The following is a 23,513-nucleotide window of genomic DNA, read 5'->3' on the forward strand; positions in this document are numbered from 1 at the left end:
TGCCGACCTTGGTCGGCACTGGCCTCTGGTCAGTCGATGACACATCGTGCCGACCAAGGTCGGCACCTACCAAAGGCAGAGCTATCCCTCGCCTTGCAGCAACCACCCACGCATGGCCGCACTGACCTCGTCCGGCTTTTCCATCGGTGCCAGGTGCCCGCAATCGGGCACCACCACCAGCTGCGAGTGCGGCACCAGGGCGTGCATCTCCTCGCTCACCGCCAGCGGCGTGATGCGGTCGTTCGCACCGCAGACGATCAGCAGCGGATCGCGGTAGCCGGCCAGCACGTCATGGCCGTCGCGGCGCTCCAGCGCGCTCTGGCGCAGGAACACTTCGGCGCCCAACCGCCCGGTCATGTCGCGCACACGCTGCACCAGCACGTAGTCGTCCAGCCGCGAGGCATCGATGTAGCTGCGCATCAACGCGTCACCGAAGCCGTGGAATTTTCCCGGCAAGCGCACGCTGGCACGTTGGCTGCGGCGCTGCTCAGCACGTTCCGGCGAATCGGCATGGATCGAGGTATCGATCAGCGCCAGCTGCAGCACACGTTCCGGCGCGATGCGCAGGATCTGCTGGGCGACGAAGCCGCCCAGCGAGAAACCTGCCAGCGCAAAGCGCTCCGGCGCCTGAGCCAGCACGTCCTCGGTCACGCCCTGCAGGGTTTCGCCGCGGGTCTGGTCGCCCACCGTGCATTCGGCGATGTCGGCCAGGTCAGCCAGCTGTGCGCGCCACAGCTCGGCATCGTTGAGCAGGCCGGGCAGCAGCAACAGGGGGATACGGTTGGTCATGGGGGTATTGTCGCGCCATCACGGTGACGGAGCCATGCCGCAACGGGCGGTTGCGTTGTAGAGTCGAGCCATGCTCGACTGCGCCACAGCCAGTCGAGCATGGCTCGACTCTACAGAAAGCGACGACACGGACGCGACCATGGCAGACCCCTACAACAGCGGCTCCCCTTCCCCGCCCGCGCTGCGCTTCGACGATGCGCTGGTCACCACCGCCTTCGAGCTGCCCGGCCACCGCGTCGTGCGCAATCTGGGTGTGGTCCGCGGCATCACCGTGCGCTCGCGCTCGATCGTCGGCAACTTTCTGGGCGGCATCCAGACGATCTTCGGCGGCAACATCACCATCTACACCGAACTGTGCGAGCAGGCCCGCGAGGAAACCTACCGCGACATGGTCAAGCACGCGCGCCAGCTCGGTGCCAACGCCATCATCGGCATGCGCTACGACGCCACCGATGTGATGGCCGGGCTGACCGAGGTGCTGTGCTATGGCACGGCGGTGGTGGTGGAGCCCCTCCGCTAACCTGGCCGTAGAGTCGAGCTTGCTCGACTGCTTCCCGATGGCGACAGTCGAGCAAGCTCGACTCTACAAGTCCGGTGCCGGCACCTCGACCTGCTGCACCGGCAGGGTCACCATCATCACCGTCGGGTCATCCGGATCCAGCCTGGTCTTGAAGCCCAGGCTCTGGCACATCGCCAGCATGGTGCTGTTCTCGCGCAGCACCTGGCCTTCGACCACGTCCAGGCCCAGCCACTTGGCGTACTCGATCATGATCGCCATCAACCGCCAGCCGATGCCGTGGCCCTTCAGGTCCGAACGGATCAGGATGCCGTACTCGCCACGGTGGTAATCGGCATCGGCGTGCAGGCGTACCGCGCCCAGCATTTCGCCGCTGCGCGGTTCGATCGCCACCAGCGCGATCGAGCGTGCGTAATCGAGCTGGGTCAGGCGCGCGATGAACTCGTGGCTGAAGTGCTTCACCGACTGGAAGAAACGCAGGCGCAGATCCTCGTCACTGACGCGGGCGAAGAACGCACGGAACAGTGCGTCGTCCTCCGGCCGCACCGGGCGCACGAAGGCACGGCCGCCATCGGACAGCTCGATGGTGCGCTCCCACTCCTTCGGGTACGGGAACACCGAGAAACGCGGATGGCCGCGGCCCTTGTGCAGGATGCGCGACGGCGCCACCGCTACGCGGGCATCGAGGGCGAGGATGCCCTTGCCGTCGACCAGCAGCGGGTTGATGTCCAGCGTGCGCACCTCGGGGATATCGGCAGCCAGTTGTGCCAGCTTCACCAGCGCCAGCGCCAGTGCGCGCTCGTCAGCCGCCGGCACGTCACCGTAAGCCTTGAGGATGCGCGAGGCGCGGGTCTGGCCGATCAGCTCATGGGCCAGGCGCAGGTCCAGCGGCGGCAGCGCCAGTGCCTTGTCGTTGATCACTTCGACGGCAGTGCCGCCGCGACCGACCACGATCACCGGACCGAACGTCGCGTCATCGGCGATGCCGACGATCAGTTCGCGCGCCTTCGGGCGGACGATGGTCGGCTGTACCAGCAGGCCATCGATGCGTGCATCCGGCCGCAGCTGGCGTGCGCGCGACAGGATCGCGTTGGCCGCGCTCTGCACGGCCGGCAGCGTGGACAGGTTCAGGCGCACGCCATCCACTTCCGACTTGTGCGGAATGTCCGGCGAGAGAATCTTCAGTGCGACCGTGGCACCGCGCTCCAGCAGCGGCTGCGCCAGGTCCATCGCCTCGTGCGCATCGCGCGCATGCATCACCGGCGCGGACGGAATGCCATAGGCCTTGAGCAGTTCATGCGTGGCCAGCGGGTCCAGCCACTGCTGGCCGTTGGTCAGGGCGGCATCGACCAGTGCGCGCGCGGCGGCCGTGTCGACACTGAAATCCTGCGGCAGGCTGGGCGGCGTTTCCATCAACGCGTTCTGCGCTTCGCGGTAGCGCACCAGATGCTGGAAGCCACGTACGGCTTCGGCCTCGGTCGGGTAGGTCGGGACGCGTGCCGCGTTGAGCGTGGCCGTGGCCTGGTCGTCGTTGCCCAGCCACACCGCGAATACCGGCTTGTCGCGGTGATGGCGCGGGCGCAGGCCGAGCGTGCGGGTGAGCGCCTGCGCCGCGTCCGCCGATGACGTGAATGCGGTCGGTACGTTGACGACCATCACCGCATCATTCTCGTTGTCAGCCAGCAGCGCTTCGATGGCCGCGGCATAGCGGTCACCATCGGCATCGACCACGATGTCCACCGGATTGCTGCGCGACCAGCCCTGCGGCAGCACCGCGTCGAGTTTCTCGATGGTGCTGTCGGACAGGTTGGCCAGCGTGCCACGCAATGCGATCAGCTGGTCCACCGCAAGGCGACCCACGCCACCACCGTTGCTGAGGATGGCCAGGCGGCGACCGGGGAACGTCCCCAACCGACCCAGCGATTCGGCGGCAGTAAACAGTTCGTCCAGCGCACCCACGCGCAGCAGGCCGGCGCGGTTGAAGGCAGCACCGTACACATCATCGGCGCGGGCCAGGGCCTGCACATGGGTATCGCGGCTGCCCGGCTGCACGCGCTCGGCACGACCGGACTTCACCACCACCACCGGCTTGGCACGCGCGGCGGCACGCGCGGCCGACATGAACTTGCGCGCATCCTTGATCTGCTCGACGTAGAGCAGGATGGCGCGGGTGCGGTAGTCGGTGGCGAAGTAGTCGAGCAGGTCGCCGAAGTCGACGTCCATCGTGTCGCCCAGCGAGACCACGGCGGAGAAGCCGACCGAGCGCGCCACACCCCATTCCACCAGCGCCGCCGCAATCGCCGAGGATTCGGAGATCAGCGCGAGGTCACCGGCCTGCGGGAAGTGCGCGGCGATGCTGGCATTGAGCCGCGCATGCGGTGCGATCACGCCCAGGCAGTGCGGGCCAAGGATGCGCAGGCCGTGCTTGCGCGCCACCGTTTCCACCTGTTCCGACAACGAGCCCGGGCCTTCGCCCAGGTGCGCGGTGAGGATGATCGCGGCCTGCACGCCGCGTTCGGCGGCGGTACGCACTACCTGCGGCACGATCGCCGCCGGTGCGGTGATGACGACCAGGTCCGGTACCCAGTCCAGATCCTTCAACCGCTTGATCGTGCGGATGCCATCGATCTCGGCATGCCGCGGGTTGATCCAGGCCACCTTGCCGGGGAAGCCGGTGCCGCGCAGGTTGCGCATCACCGCGCGGCCGGCCGAACGCTCACGCGGACTGCCGCCGATCACCGCGACCGACTGCGGACGGAACACGGACTGCAGGTGGTAGGTACTCATGCGCCTACGGTACCCAAAAAAAGGGGACGGAGGGGATTAAGTCGTTTGTGCCTCATGTGCCTTAAACGACTTAATCCCCTCCGTCCCCTTTTTGTTCTGCGTGCCGACCAAGGTCGGCACCTACCAGAGCACGATGCTTCCGGCTTACAGCAGCGTGCCGTGCAGGATCATCGCGGCGATGCTGAAGTAGATCACCAGGCCGGTCACGTCCACCAGGGTGGCCACGAACGGCGCCGAAGCGCTGGCCGGGTCGAAGCCGAGCCGTTTCAGGATGAAGGGCAGCATCGAGCCGGACAGCGAGCCGAAGGTGACGATGCCGACCAGCGCGGCGCCGATGGTGATCGCCAGCAGGATCCAGTGCTCGCCGTAGTCGTGCAGGCCGCCCAGCTGCCAGATCACGATGCGCACGATGGCCAGGCAGCCGAGAATCGCGCCCAGCACCATGCCGGTGGGCACTTCGCGCAGGGCCACCTTCCACCAGTCACGCAGGCGCAGTTCGCGCAGTGCCAGGCTGCGGATCAGCAGCGAGGTGGCCTGCGAGCCGGAGTTGCCGCCCGAACTCATGATCAGCGGAATGAACAGGGTCAGCACCACGGCGCGCGCCAGTTCATCCTCGTAGTGCTGCATCGCGCTGGCGGTCAGCATCTCACCCAGGAACAGCACGCTCAGCCAGCCGGCGCGCTTGCGCAGCATCTCGAAGAAGCCGATCTGCATATAGGGCTTGTCCAGTGCCTCCATGCCGCCGAACTTGTGCGCGTCCTCGGTGGATTCCTCGATCAGCGCATCGAGCACATCGTCCACGGTGACGATGCCAAGCATCTGCTGCTGGTCGTCGACCACCGGGATCGCCAGCAGGTCGTGGCGGCGGATCAGCCGTGCTACTTCTTCCTGGTCCATCAGCGCATCCACCGTCACCGGCGGATTGACCTGGGCCACGTCCAGGATCGATTCCTCGGGCAGGCCGGTGATCAGCCGGCGCATGGTCACTACCTGCTGCAGCTGCTGGCTGGCTGGGTCCAGCACGTAGATCGCGTACACCGTCTCGCGGGTGCGCTCGACCTGGCGGATGTGCTGCAGGGTCTGCGCCACCGTCCAGCTGGCAGGCACCGCCACGTACTCGGTGGTCATCAGCGCACCGGCAGTGTTCGGTGGGTAGCTGAGCAGCTTCTGGATGGCCTGGCGGGCGTCGGTGCCCAGCAGCGGGATCAGCCGCGCGCGTTCTTCCTCATCCAGCTCGTGGACGATGTCGGTGGCGCGGTCATCGGCCATCAGGCCCAGCAGCGCCGCAGCCCGCGCCGGCGGCAGCGCGGCCACCAGTTCGCCACTGCGGTGCAGCTCCGGCGCTTCCAGCATCTTCACTGCACGCGGCAACGGCAGCGCCGCCAGCGTTTCCGCGGCGCGGGTCAGTTCCAGCGTATTGAGGAATTCCACCGCGTCGGCGGTGTTGTAGTTCGCCAGCGGTGCAGCCAGTGCGGCGGCATCGGCCACCGGGCGCAGCAATTGCTTCTGGTTCATCGGTTTTGCCTTGTGGGGGTGCGACCTCGCGCAACGCCAACGCAGGCAAACCGTCCCGATGTCAGGCGGTGGCCATCGCTGGCGTCGAACGAGGTCGACTTCTACTGTCGCTGGACATGGGTTGGGGACTCCGGGATGCGTGTGCCGGCGGACGCGCCGCCAGCGGCGGGCAGTCTGGACCCGTGGGCCATGCAGGTCAACCCGGCCACCCCGCGCCGACGGCCGGCGAGTTGTTCTCGTGCATACACAGGCCGGCGCGCATAATGACGCGGTGGCACTCGCCTCCCCTTCCCCCACCCGAACGGACGCACTGCGGGCTTCCCCGATGACCAGGTATTCCCATGCATAGCGGTGGTCTGGAACTGGCCCTGGTGCTGCTGCTGGCGGCGGTCATCGCCGTGCCGGTGTTCAAGAAGTTCGGCTTCGGCGCGGTGCTGGGCTACCTGGCGGCCGGTGTGGTGCTGGGCCCGGACGGGCTGGGCTTCGTGCAGGACGCCGACCGCATCCTCGGCGCCGCCGAGATCGGCGTGGTGATGCTGCTGTTCGTGATCGGTCTGGAACTGTCGCCGGCCCGCCTGAAGGTGATGCGGCGCTCGGTGTTTGGTGCCGGTGCGGCACAGGTGGCGCTGTCCGGGCTGGTGCTGGGCGGCCTGCTGCTGCTCGACCATTTCCAGTGGAAAAGCGCGCTGGTGGTGGGCGTGGCGCTGGCGCTGTCATCCACCGCGGTCGGCCTGCAGCTGCTGTCAGAACACAAGTCGATCAACAGCGACCATGGCCGGCTCGGGTTCGCCATCCTGCTGTTCCAGGACCTGATCGCGATTCCGCTGCTGGCGGCCATCCCGCTGCTGGGCGGGGTAAAGAACGAGACCCTGCGCTGGGAAGACGCCGCCGTGGCCCTCGGCGCGCTGGCGGTGGTGATCCTGTGCGGGCGGCCGGTGCTGCGCAGGGTATTCGGCATCATCGCGCGCACCCGCAGCCCGGAAGTGTTCACCGCCACCGCGCTGCTGGTGGTGCTGGGCACCGCCTGGTTCATGCAGGAGGCCGGCCTCAGCCCCAGCCTGGGCGCGTTCCTGGCCGGCGTGCTGCTGTCCGATTCGGAGTTCCGGCACGAACTGGAAGCGCAGATCGAGCCGTTCAAGGGGCTGCTGCTGGGCCTGTTCTTCATCGCGGTGGGCATGGGCATCGACCTCGACCGCATCGTTGCCGAGCCGTGGCTGATCGCCGCCGGCGTGGCGATCCTGCTGGTGGTCAAATTCAGCCTGCTGTACGTGATCGGGCGCATCGCAAAGCTCAGTTCACGGCACTCGCTGCTACTGGGCAGCGTGCTGTGGCTGGGCGGCGAGTTCGCCTTCGTGGTGTTCAACGAAGCGCAGCGCGCGCACCTGCTGGGCAACGCCAACCATGACCGCCTGGTGGCGATCGTCGGCCTGTCGATGGCGATCACGCCACTGCTGATGATCGCGCTGCTCAAGCTGCTCGGCCAGGAGAAGACAACGCCGCGCGAGGCAGCCGAGGCCGACAAGGTGGCGCCGGACAACCGGCCGAAGGTGCTGATTGCCGGCATGGGCCGCTTCGGCCAGGTCATCGCGCGCCTGCTGACCGCGCAGAAGGTGCCGTTCGTGGCGCTGGAAGCGAACCCCGATACCGTGGCCGACCTGCGCCGCTTCGGCAACCAGCTGTACTACGGCGACCCGACCCGGCCGGAGATGCTGCGCGCGGCCGGCGGCGAGCACATCGATGTGTTCGTGATCACCGTGGACGACCCGGAGACCAACCTGCGCGCGGTGCGCATGGTGCGCCGGTTGTACCCGGACGCGAAGGTGCTGGCGCGCGCACGCAACCGCCAGCATGCGTGGCGCCTGATGGACATGTCGGCTGAGCCGTTCCGCGAAGTGTTCGGCACCAGCCTGGAAATGAGCGGGCGCGTGCTGACTGCATTGGGTGTTGCACCTGAAGTGGCTGAACGCCACGTGCAGCGCTTCCGTGAGCACGACGAGCAGCTGCTGCGCGACCAGTACCTGGTCTACGACGACGAGGCAGCGGTGATCCAGACCTCGCGCGATGCACGCAACGACCTGATGCACCTGTTCGAGGCCGACGCGGAAAGCGACGGCAAGTAGGCGTGCCGACCAACGGTCGGCACCCACCACAGATTGCGGTAGTGCCGGCCGCTGGCCGGCAGCCTCGGGATTCCGGTGGTTTCATGAGGTTGCCGGCCAGCGGCCGGCACTACCCACTGCGGATTCCGGCAGTAGATCCACGCCATGCGTGGATGCTTTGGATTCCGGACACGATCATCCACGCATGGCGTGGATCTACTGGGTCCCGATCAGCCGTTGTCGCGCAGGAACCGCGCCATCGACGAAACGCCCGGCACGCGCGGTTCGAACTCGCCGGCCACGTCGATGAAGCCGCGCATCACCGCGATCTCGCGCGGGCTGCGGTTGAGGCTGTCGCGTACTTCCGGATCGGCACCGGCGCGCAGCAGGCGCTGCACCAGCAACGGCAGGCCATGCAGCGCCGCCAGGTGCAGTGGACCGAAGCCGCGCGGATCACGCACCTCAAGGCTCACGTCTTCGTCCAGCAGGCGTTCCACCGCGGCCATCACCACCTGTTCGTCGCAGGCGGTACCCGGCTCGGCACGCGCACCCAGCAGCAGCAGCAGCGGCGTGACCGAACCGGCGGCGGCCTGGTCCGGTTCGGCACCGGCCAGCAGCAGGGTGTCGAGCAGGGCCAGCAGGCGCGAGCGGTCGCGGGCACTGAAACCGTACAGCGCGGCACAGTGCAGCGGGCCCAGCTGCTGCGCGTCACCGGCATGCACGTCGGCACCGGCGGTGAGCAGGCGCGCGACGATGTCCGGCAGGCCCAGCGCCGAGGCCAGCATCAGCACGGTCACGCCGCCCGGCAGGCGGTGTTCCAGCTTGGCACCGGCGTCGAGCAGGGCCGAAACGATGTCCACCTGGCGCATGCTGACCGCCGCCGACAGCGGCGTCGCGCCACTGGCAGCGGCGTGCTGCGGATCGGCGCCGCGTGCCAGCAGCAGGTCGGTTACTGCCAGATGGCCACCACCGGCCGCACGCAGCAGCGCGGTGCAGCCCTGTGCGTCGACTGCGTCGACGGCAAATCCCAGATCGATCAGGCGGCGCACCGCATCGACGTCACCAGCCATCGCAGCGGCCGGCAGATCGGCCTCGCGCAGGGTGCGGCGCGGCAACGGCCACACCCGCCAGTCGAGCCAGTCGGCCAGGTCACGGCGACCGATCGACAGCGCCACGCCCAGCGGCGTCTGGCCGTCGGCGGCACGTGCTTCCGGCGAGGCACCGTGCTGCACCAGCAGCTTCAGCGCGCCTTCGCGGGCCAATGCGGTGGCCAGATGCAATGCGGTCATGCCATGGCTGTCACGCGCTTCACGATCGACACCGGCCTTGAGCAGGGCCTGCTGCAGGCGCAGCCAGCCCAGGCGCACTGCCAGCGACAACGGTGGGTCACCCGCCGGCGAGGCCGCGAACGGATCGGCACCACGTTCCAGCAGTTCCAGCGCCAGCTGCTCCAGGCCACGGGCGGCCTGATCGTGCTGTGCGCAGGCGGCAAGGAAGCGCGCCAGGCCACCGCGACCGGCCGGTGACAGGCCACGCTGCAGCATCACCTGCAGCGCCGGCACCGCATCGATGCCGCGCGACAGCAGCGCGAACATCGGCGTGTCGGAGCAGGCGTCACGCACGTAGGGATCGGCGCCGTGGCCCAGCAGCCAATCGACCGCACGCGGCTCCAGTGCCAGTTCCGGATCGAGCAGCAGGCCACCCAGTTCTTCCGGCTGGCACAGCTTGGCCAGCGCGGCCATGCCATCGGTGTTGCCGAAGCCCAGCGCTTCGCGCAGCAGGGTCAGCGGCGGGCGGTCCGGCAGCAGGCCACTGGCGCTGGCGGCTTCGCCGCGCTCGGCCAGGCCATCACTGACGGCGGCCGGCAACGGATAGGACGGGTCCAGCAGGGCCACAATCGCCCAGCGACCGGCTTCGGCGGCGTAGTCCACCGCACGGCGGCCAACCGGATCGGTGGCATCGGCGGCGATGCCCAGCTCGACCAGGCGCTTGATCAGCAATGGCGAGACATCCTCGGCCATCGCCGCCAGCTGCACCGCATTGCGGCCTTCGCCGTCCACCGCAACCAGATCCGGCTTGTGCGGCAGCAGATGCTCGACCACGGCGGCGCGACCGGCACGGGCCGCTTCCAGCCACGGCGTACGGCCAAGCGCATCGCGCGCTTCCAGATTGGCACCGGCACCCAGCAGCACGCCGATGATCTCGACGTGGCCAGCCAGTGCGGCCTCATGCAGCGCGCTGCGGCGCTGGCGATCACGCGCGTCAGCCCGCGCCTTGTGCTTGAGCAGCAGCTGCACGCCGGCCGGATCGTCGTCTTCGGTGGCGGCCGCGGCCAGCAACACCGGGGTGCCTTCGGCCGGTTCGCTGCGCGCACCGCGTTCGAGCAGGAAGCGGGCCAGGCGCCAGTTGCCGACCTGGCAGGCCACGGCCAGCGGCGACCAGCCCTCGTTGTTCAGCGCGTCGACTTCGGCAGCGGCATCGCGCAACAGCGCGGCCACGCCCGGGTCGGAACTGCGCGCGGCATGATGCAGCGGGGTATTGCCATCGCTGTCGGTGGCACGTGAATCGGCACCGTTGGCGAGCAGGGTCATCACCGCTTCCGGGCGGCCGTGCCAGCTGTCGCGGGTGGCGGCCAGCAGCGGGGTCATGCCCCGGTGCGGCGCATTCACATCGACGCCGCGGGCGATCAGTTCGCGCAGCAGGCGCAGGTCGGGCAGCACCGCCGCCAGCACCGCCAGGCTGCGCTGGTCGCGCCAGTTCGGGTCCGGCAGCGCATACGGATCGGCACCGGCCTGCAGCAGCTGCAGGCCCCGGTCGATGCGGCCATGACGGGCGGCTTCATACAGCGCCGGTGTCAGTTCCTGCGGCGCCATCGCCTCCAGCGGCGCGGTTTCGGCCGCAGCGGGGAACATCGGTTCCTGTTCGCTGCTGGCCGCTGCGAACGGGCTGGGGCGCAGCGACACCAGCGGCGCGGGCGCGACCCGCTGCAGCAGCAGGTGCAGCACCGGCGACAGCAGCACGACCGCCAGTGCGGCGGGCCAGCGTGCGCTTTCCGGCAACAGGCCCGGCCAGGCCGGCAGCACCACCAGCGCGGCCAGCGCGATCACCAGCGCGGCGACACCGAGACCGCGCCAGGCGGTCAGGTCGCGTCCGGCCAGCGCCTGCCAATGCTGGGCGAGATTGCCATCCAGGCGTTCGACATCGTTCCACAGCGGCCAGGTGCGCCAGGCCGCCAGCAGGCCGGCACTGACCAGCACGCTCAGGCCCAGCACCGCGGCCAGGCTGCCGCTGTCACGCAGCGCCGCCAGCGGCCAGGCCAGCAGCAACGCCAGCAACAGCGGCGCTGCCGTCCACAACGCCAGCAGCGCCGGCAGGTCCTGGCGCGCGACGATCTTCAGCGGCAGCAGCGCGCGGCTGCGACGCCACCACGACACACCCAGCGCGAACGCCGGCTGCGCCAGGGCGGCAAGGATGGCACCTGGAACGCCGCCCACAGCGGCGCCAAGCGCCAGCACGGCGCCCACGGCGAAGGCGATCGACAGGGCGCGCGGACGGGACGTGTCAGTCATAGTGGCGCGGCATCAGGCTGGCCACCGATGGCGGCACCTGCAGGTAGAACCCGCGCTCGCTCATTTCGCTGCGGACCTTTTCCGGATCGGCCTGGGCCAGGCGGCGCTGGGCATCCAGGGCCACGTCCAGGACGAAGGCGAGCGTCCCCAGCGAGGTGAGCAGCGGCGCAGGCAGCGCGCTGAAATCATCGCGACGGGGAACGTAGACGTAGGTGTCCGGCTTGAGTTGGCTTTTATAGACGTAGGCGTGCATGTCCGCGGGACGATAACCCGGGAAGAGCCATGATTGTGTCGGAAAGCCGACACCGGGGAAAGCCGTCAGCCGACGATGGCGGCGTGATCGGCGGCGTTTCCCCGGCGGGATTCAGCAATGTGGCGGCGGCGTTCAGCCAACGCCGCCGCCACACGGGCGCTTACTTGACCTTGGCGTAGGTGCCCTTCAGCGCGACACCGGCGAGGATCGCACCGGCATAGCATTCGTAGTTGGTGCTGCTCTTGAACTCGTTCTTCTTGTAGTAGCTGACGATGTCGACCACGGCGTTGGCGCCGCGCGACTTGGCACCGTCCTGCAGCGCGCGCAGCGCCGACAGCGCGACCCAGCGGCAGGCCTCGGCATCGCTCTTGTTGGCGGCGTTGGTCTTCTTGTTGGTCACGTCTTCGCCCAGGCGCTGCTGCACGCTGACCGGCTGGCCGGCCAGGTAGAAGCGGACGCTGCCGTCGATGCCGGCGTCCTTGGCAGCCTGCGAGCTGATCAGTTCCTGCAGGGACTGCTCCACGCGGGTATCGCGGGCAGAAGCGGTGGAGGCCAGGGCCAGCAGTGCGGTGGCCGTGGCGATCATCAGGGTGCGGCGCATCGGAACATCTCCTTGTCGAGGGTGCGGGTAGGTTGCGGGAACAGCGGCGGTGGGGCGGTGGATCACTCGCGCCAGCGGCGGAACACCAGCGAGGTGTTGATGCCACCGAAGGCGAAGTTGTTGCTCATCACGTACTCGGCCTGCAGTTCACGGCCCTGCCCGGTGATGAAGTCGAGCTGGCCGCAGCGTGGATCGACCTCGGCCAGGTTCAGGGTGGGCGCGAACCAGCCGGCGCGCATCATCTCGATGCTCATCCAGGCCTCGAACGCACCGCAGGCACCCAGCATGTGGCCGACGTAGCTCTTCAGCGAGCTGATCGGCATGCGGCTGCCGAACACCTGCGCGGTGGCCTGGGTCTCGGCGATGTCACCGTGGTCGGTGGCGGTGCCGTGGGCGTTGACGTAGTCGATCTGCGCCGCGTCCAGCCCGGCATCCTCCAGCGCCAGGCGCATGGCCTGGGCCATGGTGTCGGCACTGGGCTGGGTGACGTGCTGGCCATCGCTGTTGGTGCCGTAGCCGACCACCTCGGCAAGGATGGTGGCGCCACGTGCCTGCGCGTGCTCCAGGTCTTCCAGGATCAGCGTACAGGCACCCTCGCCCAGCACCAGGCCATCGCGGCCGGCATCGAACGGGCGCGGCGTGGTCTGCGGCGCGTCGTTGCGCACGCTGGTGGCAAACAGGGTGTCGAACACCGCCGCAGCGGTGGCATCGAGCTGCTCGGCACCGCCGGCCACCATCACCGTCTGCTTGCCGCTGCGGATCGCTTCGTAGGCCGCGCCCACGCCCTGGCTGCCCGAGGTGCAGGCACTGGAGGTGGTGTAGACGCGCCCGGACAAACCAAAGAACACACCGATGTTGACCGGCGCGGTGTGGCTCATCATCTTCAGGTAGGTGGTGGCACTGATGCCGTCGGTGGTGAACTCGTTGAGCATGCGGCCGAATTCACCGGTGGCCTCGTGGCTGCCCGAGGACGAACCGTAGGCCACGCCGGTACGGCCACTGCGCAGCACCGGGTGCTCGTGCAGGCCAGCCTCGCGCAGTGCCACCTCGGTGGCGCGCACCGACATGATCGCGACCTTGCCCATCGAGCGGGTGGTCTTGCGGTTGTAGTTCGGCGGCAGCTCGAAGTCCTGCGCCGGCGCGGCCAGCTTGGTGTTCAGGCCAGCGTAGACATCCCATTCGGGCATCGTGCGCACGGCATTGCGGCAGCTGCGCAGGTGCGCTTCGATGGTGGGCCAGTCGTGGCCGAGCGGACTGATGGCGGCCGCACCGGTGACCACCACGCGACGATCGGCAGCCATCAGAGCATGCCTCCGTTCACCGAGATCACCTGGCGGGTGATGTAGCCAGCCGGTTCGGACAGCAGGAACGCCACCGTGGCCGCCACTTCGTCGGGACGACCGACGCGGCCGGCGGGAATCAGCTTGAGCGCGTGTTCGATCACTTCATCGTTGAGCATTTCGGTCTCGATCAGGCCCGGGGCTACGCAGTTGACGGTGATCTGGCGGCTGGCCAGTTCCAGCGCCAGCGCCTTGGTGGCACCGATGATGCCGGCCTTGGCGGCACTGTAATTGACCTGGCCGCGGTTGCCGGCCAGCCCGGACACCGACGACAGGGTGACGATGCGGCCCGGCTTGCGCCGCCGCACCATCGGCATGATCAGCGGATGCAGCACGTTGTAGAAGCCATCCAGGTTGGTGTGGATGACCTGGTCCCAATCCTCCGCCGACAGCGCCGGGAAGGCGCCATCACGGGCGATGCCGGCATTGCAGACCACGCCGTAGTACGCGCCGTGCGCTTCGACATCAGCCTCCAGCGCGGCGCGTGCGGCCTCGCGGTCGGCTACGTCGAACGCCAGCACGCGGGCCTGCTGGCCCATGGCCTGGATCTCGGCCACCACGGCCTGTGCCTCTTCCAGGCGGCTGCGGCAATGCACCACCACGTCGAAGCCATCGCGCGCGATGCGCAGCGCGATGGCCCGGCCGATGCCCCGGCTGGCGCCGGTCACCAGCACGCTTCGATTCCCTGTCATGCCTGTCCACTCTCCAGATAGGCCATCGCGTCGGCCGGTTCGAACACCGACACGTTGGCTGTCGCCCATTCGTCCTCGCCCGCCAGGATGCGGCAGGCGAACATCCCCAATCCATTGTCACCCAACAGCTCGCAGCGCGCCTGTACGCGCAGCCGCGAACCGCTGGGGAAGCTGCTGCGCGCGCTGCTGTAGCGGCGGCTGCCGAGCAGGAAGCCCAGCTGCGGCGGCTTGCCGGCCGCACGCGCGCGGCAGCCGGCCCAGGCCGCGATGGCCTGCGCCATGTATTCGATGCCGACCCACGCCGGCACTTCGCCGTTCTCCACGAACAGGCCGGATTCGGGCACCACCAGTTCAGCCTCGAGGGTGTCCTGGTCCCACTGCGTGATGCGCTCCAGCAGGCACATGTCCTGGCGGTGCGGCACCACGTCCTCGATCGCGTACAGCGTGTTCATCGACGCTCCAGTGCCAGCACGGCATTGCTGCCGCCGAAGGCGAACGAATTGCTCAGCACCCGCCGCGGCGCCTGCGCCAGGCAGGAGCCCGGCGCGACCAGCGGCAGCACCGGCAGTGCGGGGTCGGGCACGCCGTCCCACCAGTGCGGCGGCAGCTGCTGCTGTGGGTTCTCGGCCAGCAGGATCCAGCACAGCGCCGCCTCGATCGCGCCCGAGGCACCCAGCGTATGGCCGGTCAGCGGCTTGGTCGAACTGGCCGGCACGCCGTTGCCCAGCACCTGCGAGACCGCCAGGCTTTCCATCGCATCGTTGTGCCCGGTGGCGGTGCCATGCAGGTTCACGTAATCCACTTCGTCGGCGCCCCAGCCGGCGCGCAGCAGCGCCTGCTGCAGGGCGTCGATGGCCCCCATCCCCTGCGGATCGGGGGCGGACATGTGATGGGCATCGGCCGATTCGCCCCACCCGGCCAGGCACACCGGACCGGGCTCGCGGGTAAGCAGGAACAGCGCGGCGCCCTCGCCGATGTTGATGCCGGAGCGGTGCTGCGAGAACGGATTGCAGCGCAGTGCCGACACCGATTCCAGCGCGCTGAAGCCGGCCACGGTGAAGCGGCACAGCGAATCGGCACCGCCGGCAATCACCGCATCGACGATGCCGGCGCGCAGCATGCGCGCGGCCGACATCAGCGCCTTGGCGCTGGACGAGCAGGCGGTGGACAGGGTCCATGCCGGCCCCTGTGCACCACTGCGCTGGCGCACGAACTGCGCGGCGGTGCCCATTTCCTGCTGGGCGTAATCGAAGCCCTGCGGCCACTGGCCCTGTTCGGCGTGGGTGCGCAGGGCCTGCTCGGATTCACCAATGCCCGAGGTGCTGGTGCCCAGCACCACCGCCACACGCTCGGCACCATGGCGGGCGATCGCGGCGGCCACCGCTGGTGCGATCTGCGCCAGTGCCACGTCCAGCAGGGCGTTGTTGCGCCCGCGCAGGGCCACCGGCAGGTCCTCCAGCGCCGGCAGCGGCGTGCGCACCTCTCCCAGCGCCAGGGTGCGCCCCGGCAGCAGGCTGTCGTTGTCGCTGAGCCCGCCCGGCACATCGGCGAACATCGCCGACGCGACCGCGGCGCGGCCATCGCCGAGCGCGCAGACCACGCCCAGGTCGTTCAGGTAGATCGGTGCACTCATCGGTCCTGCCCGGCCATGTCGATCGATTCGATGCGCAGCGCATAGCCTTCGGCGCGGTTGTCCAGCTGCACGCTGCCATCGTCCAGGCGCTGCAGCTGCAGCCACACCGTGCCGTCGCGCGACAGGCTGCGCTGCCGGCCGTCATCGCTGACCTGCCAACCTGCCGGCAACGCGGCGGCAATGGCCGCGGTCGGCCACAGCGCGAACTGCAGGTCATCCAGCACGCGCTCGGCACGCACCTGCGGCGGCAGCCACGGTGCGCGCTGCTGGGTCAGCTGCTGGCCGTCCCACTGCAGGCGCACGCCGGTCTGGCCCATCGCCTGCACCGCCAGCTGCACCTGCTGCGCATCGGCTTCCAGCAGAGCATCCAGGTCGCGCTCATGCGTACCGAAACGGAAATGCAGCTGCTGCTGCAAGGCCAGCGGCGCCGGCAGGCTGGCCGGCGACAGGCGCAGCGGCGGCAGTTCCACCAATGGCTTGGGCATGCGGCCGGCACAGGCGGCCAGCAGCAGGCACAGCAGCACGGCCGCGGTACGGGCGATCAGGCGCTGCACAGCTGCTCCAGCACGCGCATGCGGCGGCCGCTTTCGTCGGCCACATACGGGTTGTTGGTGTCCCAGGCGTAGCCGGCCAGGATGGAACTGATCATGTCGCGTACTTCGGGCTGCTGCTGCGGGTGGTAGATGATCTTCTGGAAGCCGCCCTCGTACCAGCTTTCAACGAAGCGGCGGAAGGTCTTCACGCCGGCACGCAGCGGGATCGAGAATTCAGCTTCCCAGTCGACGGTTTCGCCGGCATAGCGCCGCGCCAGGCATTCGCTGGCCAGCTGCGCGGACTTGAAGGCGATGGTGACGCCGGAGGAGAACACCGGGTCAAGGAACTCGCCGGCATTGCCCAGCAGGGCGTAGCCCGGGCCCCACAGCGAACTGACATTGGCCGAGTAACCGGTGATGCGGCGCACCGGCAGCACCGCCCATTCGGCGTTGGCCAGCAGCCGGGTCAGGTTGGGGTCCTCGCCGACGATGGCCTGCAGCTTCTGCAGGTCGTCGCCTTCGTAGCGTTCGAAGAACGATGGCTCGGCGACCACGCCCAGCGAGCAGCAGCCGTTGGAGAACGGGATCGTCCAGTACCAGACGTCGATGTGCTCGGGATGGGTGGTGATCAGGATCTTGTTGCGATCGAAGTCCGCTTCGGCCGGAATGTTGTCGCGCACGTGGCAGAAGATCGCGCCGCGCACCGGGAAGTTGGACGGCGATTCCAGCTGCAGCAGGCGCGGCAGCAGGCGTGCGAAACCGGATGCATCGAGGATGAAATCGGCTTCGATGCGGTACTCGCCGCCGTCCGGACGGCGCACGGTCACCGCCGGCTGCTCGCCCGGCTCGACCGCAAGCACTTCATCGCCGAAGCGCAGCGTGGTGCCCATGCGCTCGGCACCGCGCGCCAGCACGTTGTCGAAGTCGGCGCGCTGCACCTGGTAGGTGGTGCCCCAGCCTGGCGAGAACTTCTTCCTGAAGTCGAACGCGGTGCGCGCCTCGCCATGCACGAAGGCGGCGCCGTTCTTGTGCTGGAAGCCCGCTTCGACCACGTCCTGCAGCAGGCCTGCCGCTTCGATGTACTCCATGCTCTGCGGCAGCAGGCTTTCACCGATCGAGAAGCGCGGGAACTGCTGGCGCTCCAGCATCAGCACCTGGCGGCCCTGCTGGCGCAGCATCGCCGCGGCCACCGAGCCGGCCGGGCCCGCACCGATGATCAGGATTTCAGTACGTTCGACAGCATCCACAGCAGTATTCATCGGTGCGTCCTTGTTGCTCGATCAGGTGGAAAGAAGGAAGTCGGAAGACAGGTTCAAGCTGGCGGCAGGTCATGTGGCGGCGGCCGGAACAGCGGCGAGATCAACCAGACCAGGCCGATGCCGAACAGCAGGGTCAGGCCGAACGCGCGCAGCGCCGGGGTCTGCGACAGGCCCAGCAGGCCGAACGACAGCCAGGTGCTGGCCGCACCCACGCACACTGCCAGCCAGGCGCTGGCATCGCCACGGTGCTCGATCAGGAAGATGCCGTAGTCGATGCCCATGCCCAGCAGCAGCATCAGTGCCAGCACGTTGAACAGCTGCAGCGGCTGGCCGAACAGACCCAGCAGGCCCAGGGTCAAGGCACCGGCAATCAGGGTCGGCGCGAACACGCGCCAGGCCTGGCCGCGGTAGCGCAGCCACAGCGCGCCGAACACCAGCACGATGCCGACCAGCAGCAGCCCACCCATCAGCTTGCGGTAGTGGCCCAGCAGCGTGGAGAAGTCGGCGGTGCGGTCTACCCAGCGCACACCCGGCAGGCCTTCGGCCGCACCCTGCAGGGTGGCCAGCGCATCGGCGCGCGACAGGTCATCGACCATCACCACGCTGATCATCTGCCCACCGACCTCGCCCACCCACAGATGACGGAACGGCTGCGAGGCCGGCGAGGCCAGGAAGGCTTCGGCGCTGAGCGGTGCGGCCGCGAACTGCGGTCGCTGCAGCGGCTCGCCCACGGCCTCGGACACGGCCGACAGCACGCCGGGTTCCACCCTCGCGGTCAGCGCGGCATCGGCCTGCTGGCGCGACGGCGACGGCAGCCAATCGCTGATCGCGCGATAGCCACCAATGCGCTTGTCGTTGGCCAATACACGCAGGCGTTCGGTCAGCGCTTCTTCGCGCTGCAGCAGCTGCGCGGCATCGGCACCCTGCACCAGGTAGAACTGCGCCGGGCTGGGCATGCCCAGCAACTGGCTCAGGCGGATCTGCTGCGCCATCAATGCCGGCGGCGACGACTGCAGGCTGCGCAGGTCGTCGTTGCTCTGCAGGCGCACGATGCCGATGGCAGACAGTGCCAGCGCGACCACCACGAAGACCGTCACCGCGCGGCGGCCATGCAGCCGCGGGAAACGCTCCAGCGTATTGCCCAGCCACTGCGAGAAGCGGGTCTGGCGGATCTCGCCACCGTCGAGCCACGGGAACCAGAAGATCACCGTGAGGAAAGCTGCGGCCAGGCCCACCACCGAGAACAGTGCCATCTGGCGCAGGCCGGGGAACGGGGCCAGGCCCAATGCCAGGTAGGCCAGCGCACTGGTCAGCAGGGCCAGCCACAGGCCGGGCAGCAGGTGCCGCAGCAGTTTCCAGCGACGATCGGCCGGTTCGGCCTGGCGCGAGGCGAACCAGTGAATGCCGTAATCCTCGGCCACGCCCACCAGCGACGCACCAAACACCAGGGTCAGCACGTGCACCTTGCCGAACACCAGCACGGTCACCGCCAGCGCCACGCCACAGCCGATCAGCAGCGAGGCGGCCACCAGCAGGATCGGGCGCAGCGAGCGGAATGCCAGCCACACCAGCAGCAGCACCGCCGCCAGCGACCCCCAACCGATGGTGTTGATCTCCTGGTTGGCCTGCACCGCGGCGGCCTCGGCATGCAGCGGCACGCCGGCATGCAGGATTTCAAGCTCAGGCGTCGCCGCCGTGGCGGCCTGCCCGGCACGTTCCAGCAGGCCATCGAGGTGGCGCTCGCCATCCAGCTGGAACGCCGAGCCGGGCGTATCGAACTGCAGCACGGCCCAATGCCTGCCGTCGGCTTCAAGCAGGCCGTCATCGCCCAACCGCAGGCCCGAACCCTGCGCCTGCTGCTGCCACCACTGCGGCCACAGCGACAACGGATCCTGGCGCCATTCAGTCAATCGCGGCGCACCCATCGGGCCATACAGCGCAGCCAGCGCCTGCTCGGCCAACACGCCCGGTTCGCTGCCCAGCAACTGCTCGCGCTGGGCCGGTGTCAGCAAGCGGTCGCGGTACGGCGCGTAGAACGCGCGCGCCTCGTCAAACCAGCCTTCGATCGAACCGCTGGGTACCAGCAAGGCATGGTCGGCATCCTTGGCCATGGCCGCCGCAAAAGCCGCCTGCGCGCGCTTGGCAGCCGCGCTGTCCTTGCTGCCGAGCAGCACCACGACCTGCCGCGAACTGCCATCGGCAATGCGCCGGGTGACGTCGCTCAACAAGCGGTCGTGCGCATCCTGCGGCAGCAGGGCGAGGATGTCGGTGTCGATCCGCGATTGCTGGCTCCACAGCTGCCACTGCTGTGCGCCCAGCGCCAGCAGCACCAGCAGCCAGGCAATGCCCAGCCAGTGCCACCAGCGCCGCAACCGGTCCGGTGCGTTCGATGCCACGGCCTCACTCAAAGCGGCGGGCCTCGTCGGCATTGAGCGTGGCCGGCGCCTCGCTCAACGCGCTGAACTGGATCTGCGTGCGGTCCTTGTTGGCCTCGACGATCTCGACCTGGCGCACGTAGCGGTCGCCCTGCAGGGTCAGCGATTCGAAGGCCTTGGCCAGCATCGCCGACTTCGGCGTCAGGCGCAGCCGCCAGCCCTGCCCTTCACGGCTGGCCGCCACGTTGAACTGGCTGGACAGTGCCTGCACGTCGCCACTCATCAACGCGAACATGATCGCATTCACTGAACGCATCGCCGGCTGCTGCCGCGCGTCCAGTTCGACGCGGGTGCTGCCATCACGCTGCCGGCTGAGGATGCGGTCGGCGGTGACCACTACTTCCGAGGGGAACGGCTTGAGCGTGGTCCAGATCACGCCGTGCTGGCGCGCGACCACGAACCGGCCCTGCGAGCGCAGCGGGTTCCTGAAGCCACTCACCTGCTTTTCCTGAGTGAACTGGCCACGCAGCACATCCGGCCGCGCCACCGCCTGGGTAATCGCATCGATGGCGGGGTCGGCCGCCTGCACCAGTGGTGCGGCCACCAGCAGCAGCGCGCACAGCAGCGCACGCGCGAAACGGTTCGCTCGGTTCATGGCGCCGGCACTCCCAGGCGTTCCCACAGTACCGGCGGGCACTGGTACAGCATTTCCTTGCTGGCCGCGTCCACCGCGACCTGGATGGTCATCGCCCGGGTCAGCACCTGGCCGCTTTCCGCATCGAGGATTTCGTACTCGATCTTCAGCCGGTTCTCCCATTCCACGATGCGCGCGACCACGCGCAGCGCCTGGTTGAACAGCAGCGGGCGCACGTACTTCACCCGCGCATCGACCACCGGCCACAGGTAGCCTGATTCGAGCATCTGCGGGTAGTCGTAGTCGTAGCGACCGAGCAGCGCGCAGCGCGCGATCTCGAAGTACTTGAAGTAGTTGCCATGCCAGACCACGTTCATCGGATCGCAGTCATGGAAGGCGGGGGTCAACGCAATCTCGCCAACCCGTTCGATAGCCTCATTCACCGGCATACAGCTCCCAACGTTGCGCGCGGATCTCCACCAGCAGTTCCCGCAGTTCGCGATCCAGCGCGCGGTCTTCCTCGACCAGGGCGATGCGCTGCCCCAGGTCGGCGTACATGTCGGCCAGACTGCCATGCAGCTGCGCATTCAGGCCAACCCGCTCACGCAGGGCCAGGCCCTGGCGCGCGGCGATCAGCATTGCCGCCACCACCTGTTCGGTCAGCTCGATCACGCGCAGGCAGTCGCGCGCGGCGATGGTGCCCATGCTGACCTTGTCCTGGTTGTGGCACTCGGTGGAACGCGAGAACACGCTGGCCGGCATGGTCTGCTTCAGCGCTTCGGCAGTCCAGGCCGACACGCTGATCTGCAGTGCCTTCAGCCCATGGTTGATGGCCGCGCGCGGACCGGTGGCCGCCGACAGGTTGGCCGGCAGGCCATGGTTGTAACGGGCGTCCACCACCAGCGCCAGCTGCCGGTCGAGCAGATCGGCAACGTTGGCCACGGTGTTCTTCAGGGTGTCCATCGCCAGCGCGATGTGGCCCCCGTAGAAGTGGCCACCATGCAGGATGCGCTCGCCGTCGGCGTCGATCAGCGGGTTGTCGTTGGCGCTGTTCAGTTCGGTCTCGATCAGCTGGCGCAGGAACGGCAGGCTGTCCTCCAGCACGCCGATCACATGCGGTGCGCAGCGCAGCGAGTAGCGATCCTGCAGGCGCTGTTCATTGCGCGGCGGGCGCTCGCTGTGCAGGTCGCTGCGCAGGCGCGCGGCGATGCGGCCCTGGCCCGGGTGCGGCTTGGCTGCGAACAGGGTTTCGTCGAAGTGGTGCGCGTTGCCGTCGCTGGCCAGCACGTTGAACGCGGTCAGGCGCGTAGCCATGCGTGCCAGGTAGTCGGCGCGCTGCCAGGCCAGGCAGGCCAGGCCGGTCATCACCGCGGTGCCGTTCATGATCGCCAGGCCTTCCTTCGGCCGCAGCTTCAGCGGGGTCATGCCGATCTTCGCCAGCACGTCCGCCGCCGGCTGCACGCGGCCGTCGTGCAGTACCTCGCGCTCGCCGCACAGCACCGCCGCCACGTAGGACAGCGGCGTCAGGTCGCCACTGGCACCGACCGAGCCTTCGGCCGGAATCATCGGCAGCACGTCGTGCTGCAGCAGCGTGGCCAGGCCTTCCAGCAGCGGCAGGCTTACACCGGACATGCCGCGCACCAGAGAGGCCAGGCGCGCCGCCAGCACCGCACGGGTCTCGACCGGGTCCAGGTAACGGCCCAGGCCACAGCCGTGGTACGTGTACAGGTGGTGCGGCAGCTCAGCCACCAGCGCCGGCGGGATGTTCACCGTGCACGAGTCGCCGTAGCCGGTGGTCACGCCGTAGATCACGCCGTCCTCGCGCAGCAGGCGGTCGAGGAAATCGGCACCGCGCTGGATATGCGCGCGGAACGCCGGCGCGTCGCTCAGTGCGGCCTCGCACTGGCGCTGGGCCAGGGCAACCACGTCTTCAATGGTCAACGGTGCATCGCCAAAGCGGCACACGGGTACGGCGTCAGTCGTCATGCGGAGCCTGATCCCAGAAGGGGAAGAAGTTGAACCAGTCCAACGGGGACTGGATGACCTGGAGTTCCAGCCAGCGCGCGAAGCGCTGTGCCTGTTCGGCCAGCGCGGCATCGCGCGAGCCACGTGGCAGCGCGATGCGTTCGGCGAACTGTTCAAACGCCACGCGATAGCCCTCGCCCTGGTGCAGGCAGGCCATGGTGTAGACCGGGCAACCCAGCGCGGCGGCGAGCACATAGGCGCCGATCGGGAACGGCGCGCGGTGGCCAAGGAAATCGGCGGTGACGCTGCGGCCGCCCTGCACCGGCGTGCGGTCGCCGACGATGGCAACGAAGCCACCCGCCGCCACGCGCTCTGCCAGCATCACCGCCGTGGCAGGGCCCATTTCGGTTACCTGCACCAGCTCCACCGCCGCCAGCGGGTCCAGCCGCTGCAGCAGGCGGTTGAAGCGCTGCGCATGCGCGGTGTGCACCAGCACGGTGATGCGGAACCCCGGCACCTGTTCGGCCAGTACCTGGCACAGCTCCAGGCAGCCGATGTGCGCGGTGAGGATCAGCCCGCCTTCGCGGCGCGCGATCTTCTCCAGCACCAGGTCGCGATGCAGGTGGATGCGTTCGGCCGGATAGCGCCCGCCCAGGCCGAGGATCTTGTCCAGCATCGTATCGGCGAAGGCGAAGAAATGGCGCAGGCTGTCACGCCGGGTCGGCGTGCGGCCGAGCACGCCGCTGTGCGCCTGCAGCCGCTGCAGGTACTGCATCGAGGCCTGGCGGCCGACGCGGTTGCCCAGCCAATGGCAGGCCACCACCGGCCACACGCACAGGCGGAACGGCCAGCGCCCGAACCAGCGGTGCACCCAGCACAGGAACAGCACGCCGGCCACCGAGGTGGATTCGCCGATGTCGGCCCAGTGCGGGGCCCCCTGCGCGGCCGCCAT

19 protein-coding genes are annotated in these 23,513 nt (G+C 68.7%); 2 read left to right on the forward strand and 17 right to left on the reverse strand.

From position 1 onward, the window contains the following. Positions 1-81: 81 nt before the first annotated feature. On the reverse strand, positions 82-789 hold the full coding sequence (locus ACZLIB_RS22200) for an alpha/beta fold hydrolase (protein WP_478468763.1): 708 nt from the start codon (positions 787-789) through the stop codon (positions 82-84). Positions 790-928: 139 nt separating this feature from the next. Between ACZLIB_RS22200 and ACZLIB_RS22205 the strand changes: the two genes are divergently transcribed. After that, positions 929-1,309 carry a YbjQ family protein gene (locus ACZLIB_RS22205; RefSeq protein WP_478468764.1) on the forward strand — a complete coding sequence of 127 codons (381 nt, stop codon included), beginning with the start codon at positions 929-931 and terminating at the stop codon, positions 1,307-1,309. A gap of 63 nt (positions 1,310-1,372) precedes the next feature. On the opposite strand, the gene ACZLIB_RS22210 is transcribed toward ACZLIB_RS22205, so the two are convergent. After that, positions 1,373-4,093, reverse strand: a complete 2,721-nt coding sequence (locus tag ACZLIB_RS22210) for a bifunctional acetate--CoA ligase family protein/GNAT family N-acetyltransferase (protein ID WP_478468765.1) — start codon at positions 4,091-4,093, stop codon at positions 1,373-1,375. Between the two features lie 144 nt (positions 4,094-4,237). Then, entirely contained in the window at positions 4,238-5,608 is a 1,371-nt protein-coding gene (gene mgtE, locus ACZLIB_RS22215) for a magnesium transporter (protein WP_032129164.1), read from the reverse strand. A 341-nt stretch (positions 5,609-5,949) separates the two neighbouring features. Between mgtE and ACZLIB_RS22220 the strand changes: the two genes are divergently transcribed. Next, positions 5,950-7,728, forward strand: a complete 1,779-nt coding sequence (locus ACZLIB_RS22220; protein ID WP_478468766.1) for a monovalent cation:proton antiporter-2 (CPA2) family protein — start codon at positions 5,950-5,952, stop codon at positions 7,726-7,728. 209 nt (positions 7,729-7,937) lie between these two features. Here ACZLIB_RS22220 and ACZLIB_RS22225 read toward each other — a convergent pair whose 3' ends face one another. The 14 genes from ACZLIB_RS22225 to ACZLIB_RS22290 form a co-directional block, all read right to left on the reverse strand. Beyond that, complete coding sequence (locus ACZLIB_RS22225) at positions 7,938-11,276, reverse strand: ankyrin repeat domain-containing protein (RefSeq protein WP_478468768.1); 3,339 nt, start codon at positions 11,274-11,276, stop codon at positions 7,938-7,940. After that, positions 11,269-11,529, reverse strand: a complete 261-nt coding sequence (locus ACZLIB_RS22230; protein WP_010482302.1) for a YcgL domain-containing protein — start codon at positions 11,527-11,529, stop codon at positions 11,269-11,271. The genes ACZLIB_RS22225 and ACZLIB_RS22230 overlap by 8 nt, the downstream gene beginning before the upstream one ends. Before the next feature lie 160 nt (positions 11,530-11,689). Then, positions 11,690-12,130: a hypothetical protein gene (locus ACZLIB_RS22235; protein ID WP_049398675.1), complete on the reverse strand. Its 441-nt coding sequence runs from the start codon at positions 12,128-12,130 to the stop codon at positions 11,690-11,692. 62 nt (positions 12,131-12,192) lie between these two features. Beyond that, positions 12,193-13,431 carry a beta-ketoacyl-ACP synthase gene (locus ACZLIB_RS22240; RefSeq protein WP_032129167.1) on the reverse strand — a complete coding sequence of 413 codons (1,239 nt, stop codon included), beginning with the start codon at positions 13,429-13,431 and terminating at the stop codon, positions 12,193-12,195. Next, positions 13,431-14,162 carry a 3-ketoacyl-ACP reductase FabG2 gene (locus ACZLIB_RS22245; RefSeq protein ID WP_012512461.1) on the reverse strand — a complete coding sequence of 244 codons (732 nt, stop codon included), beginning with the start codon at positions 14,160-14,162 and terminating at the stop codon, positions 13,431-13,433. The genes ACZLIB_RS22240 and ACZLIB_RS22245 overlap by 1 nt, the downstream gene beginning before the upstream one ends. Next, on the reverse strand, positions 14,159-14,614 hold the full coding sequence (locus ACZLIB_RS22250) for a hotdog family protein (protein ID WP_032129169.1): 456 nt from the start codon (positions 14,612-14,614) through the stop codon (positions 14,159-14,161). Before ACZLIB_RS22250 ends, ACZLIB_RS22245 begins: the two co-directional genes overlap by 4 nt. Further along, positions 14,611-15,795 (reverse strand): beta-ketoacyl-[acyl-carrier-protein] synthase family protein, encoded by a 1,185-nt coding sequence (locus ACZLIB_RS22255; RefSeq protein ID WP_049424190.1) that lies wholly within the window; start codon positions 15,793-15,795, stop codon positions 14,611-14,613. The genes ACZLIB_RS22250 and ACZLIB_RS22255 overlap by 4 nt, the downstream gene beginning before the upstream one ends. Continuing rightward, a complete protein-coding gene (locus ACZLIB_RS22260) occupies positions 15,792-16,349 on the reverse strand; it encodes a DUF3261 domain-containing protein (RefSeq protein WP_107433485.1) in 558 nt (185 codons plus the stop codon). Before ACZLIB_RS22260 ends, ACZLIB_RS22255 begins: the two co-directional genes overlap by 4 nt. Beyond that, positions 16,337-17,587: an NAD(P)/FAD-dependent oxidoreductase gene (locus tag ACZLIB_RS22265; RefSeq protein WP_164080050.1), complete on the reverse strand. Its 1,251-nt coding sequence runs from the start codon at positions 17,585-17,587 to the stop codon at positions 16,337-16,339. The genes ACZLIB_RS22260 and ACZLIB_RS22265 overlap by 13 nt, the downstream gene beginning before the upstream one ends. A gap of 53 nt (positions 17,588-17,640) precedes the next feature. Then, positions 17,641-20,016, reverse strand: coding sequence for an MMPL family transporter (locus ACZLIB_RS22270; RefSeq protein WP_478468771.1), 2,376 nt, complete (start codon positions 20,014-20,016; stop codon positions 17,641-17,643). Further along, positions 19,988-20,617 carry an outer membrane lipoprotein carrier protein LolA gene (locus ACZLIB_RS22275; protein WP_005411602.1) on the reverse strand — a complete coding sequence of 210 codons (630 nt, stop codon included), beginning with the start codon at positions 20,615-20,617 and terminating at the stop codon, positions 19,988-19,990. Before ACZLIB_RS22275 ends, ACZLIB_RS22270 begins: the two co-directional genes overlap by 29 nt. Further along, positions 20,614-21,045: an acyl-CoA thioesterase gene (locus ACZLIB_RS22280; RefSeq protein WP_005411603.1), complete on the reverse strand. Its 432-nt coding sequence runs from the start codon at positions 21,043-21,045 to the stop codon at positions 20,614-20,616. Before ACZLIB_RS22280 ends, ACZLIB_RS22275 begins: the two co-directional genes overlap by 4 nt. Further along, the gene (locus ACZLIB_RS22285; protein ID WP_049448227.1) at positions 21,032-22,582 is read right to left on the reverse strand and encodes an HAL/PAL/TAL family ammonia-lyase; all 1,551 of its coding nucleotides are present in this window, start codon (positions 22,580-22,582) and stop codon (positions 21,032-21,034) included. Before ACZLIB_RS22285 ends, ACZLIB_RS22280 begins: the two co-directional genes overlap by 14 nt. Further along, positions 22,572-23,513 carry an LpxL/LpxP family acyltransferase gene (locus ACZLIB_RS22290; protein WP_478468772.1) on the reverse strand — a complete coding sequence of 314 codons (942 nt, stop codon included), beginning with the start codon at positions 23,511-23,513 and terminating at the stop codon, positions 22,572-22,574. Before ACZLIB_RS22290 ends, ACZLIB_RS22285 begins: the two co-directional genes overlap by 11 nt.

It is taken from the genome of Stenotrophomonas sp. 220_Sma (assembly GCF_056487375.1).

Bases quoted from the DNA above. Each gene is read 5' to 3' on its own strand.
- ACZLIB_RS22200 (WP_478468763.1), bottom strand. From the start codon at position 789: ATGACCAACCGTATCCCCCTGTTGCTGCTGCCCGGCCTGCTCAACGAT.
- ACZLIB_RS22205 (WP_478468764.1), top strand. From the start codon at position 929: ATGGCAGACCCCTACAACAGCGGCTCCCCTTCCCCGCCCGCGCTGCGC.
- ACZLIB_RS22210 (WP_478468765.1), bottom strand. From the start codon at position 4,093: ATGAGTACCTACCACCTGCAGTCCGTGTTCCGTCCGCAGTCGGTCGCG.
- mgtE (WP_032129164.1), bottom strand. From the start codon at position 5,608: ATGAACCAGAAGCAATTGCTGCGCCCGGTGGCCGATGCCGCCGCACTG.
- ACZLIB_RS22220 (WP_478468766.1), top strand. From the start codon at position 5,950: ATGCATAGCGGTGGTCTGGAACTGGCCCTGGTGCTGCTGCTGGCGGCG.
- ACZLIB_RS22225 (WP_478468768.1), bottom strand. From the start codon at position 11,276: ATGACTGACACGTCCCGTCCGCGCGCCCTGTCGATCGCCTTCGCCGTG.
- ACZLIB_RS22230 (WP_010482302.1), bottom strand. From the start codon at position 11,529: ATGCACGCCTACGTCTATAAAAGCCAACTCAAGCCGGACACCTACGTC.
- ACZLIB_RS22235 (WP_049398675.1), bottom strand. From the start codon at position 12,130: ATGCGCCGCACCCTGATGATCGCCACGGCCACCGCACTGCTGGCCCTG.
- ACZLIB_RS22240 (WP_032129167.1), bottom strand. From the start codon at position 13,431: ATGGCTGCCGATCGTCGCGTGGTGGTCACCGGTGCGGCCGCCATCAGT.
- ACZLIB_RS22245 (WP_012512461.1), bottom strand. From the start codon at position 14,162: ATGACAGGGAATCGAAGCGTGCTGGTGACCGGCGCCAGCCGGGGCATC.
- ACZLIB_RS22250 (WP_032129169.1), bottom strand. From the start codon at position 14,614: ATGAACACGCTGTACGCGATCGAGGACGTGGTGCCGCACCGCCAGGAC.
- ACZLIB_RS22255 (WP_049424190.1), bottom strand. From the start codon at position 15,795: ATGAGTGCACCGATCTACCTGAACGACCTGGGCGTGGTCTGCGCGCTC.
- ACZLIB_RS22265 (WP_164080050.1), bottom strand. From the start codon at position 17,587: ATGAATACTGCTGTGGATGCTGTCGAACGTACTGAAATCCTGATCATC.
- ACZLIB_RS22270 (WP_478468771.1), bottom strand. From the start codon at position 20,016: ATGCCGACGAGGCCCGCCGCTTTGAGTGAGGCCGTGGCATCGAACGCA.
- ACZLIB_RS22275 (WP_005411602.1), bottom strand. From the start codon at position 20,617: ATGAACCGAGCGAACCGTTTCGCGCGTGCGCTGCTGTGCGCGCTGCTG.
- ACZLIB_RS22280 (WP_005411603.1), bottom strand. From the start codon at position 21,045: ATGCCGGTGAATGAGGCTATCGAACGGGTTGGCGAGATTGCGTTGACC.
- ACZLIB_RS22285 (WP_049448227.1), bottom strand. From the start codon at position 22,582: ATGACGACTGACGCCGTACCCGTGTGCCGCTTTGGCGATGCACCGTTG.
- ACZLIB_RS22290 (WP_478468772.1), bottom strand. From the start codon at position 23,513: ATGGCGGCCGCGCAGGGGGCCCCGCACTGGGCCGACATCGGCGAATCC.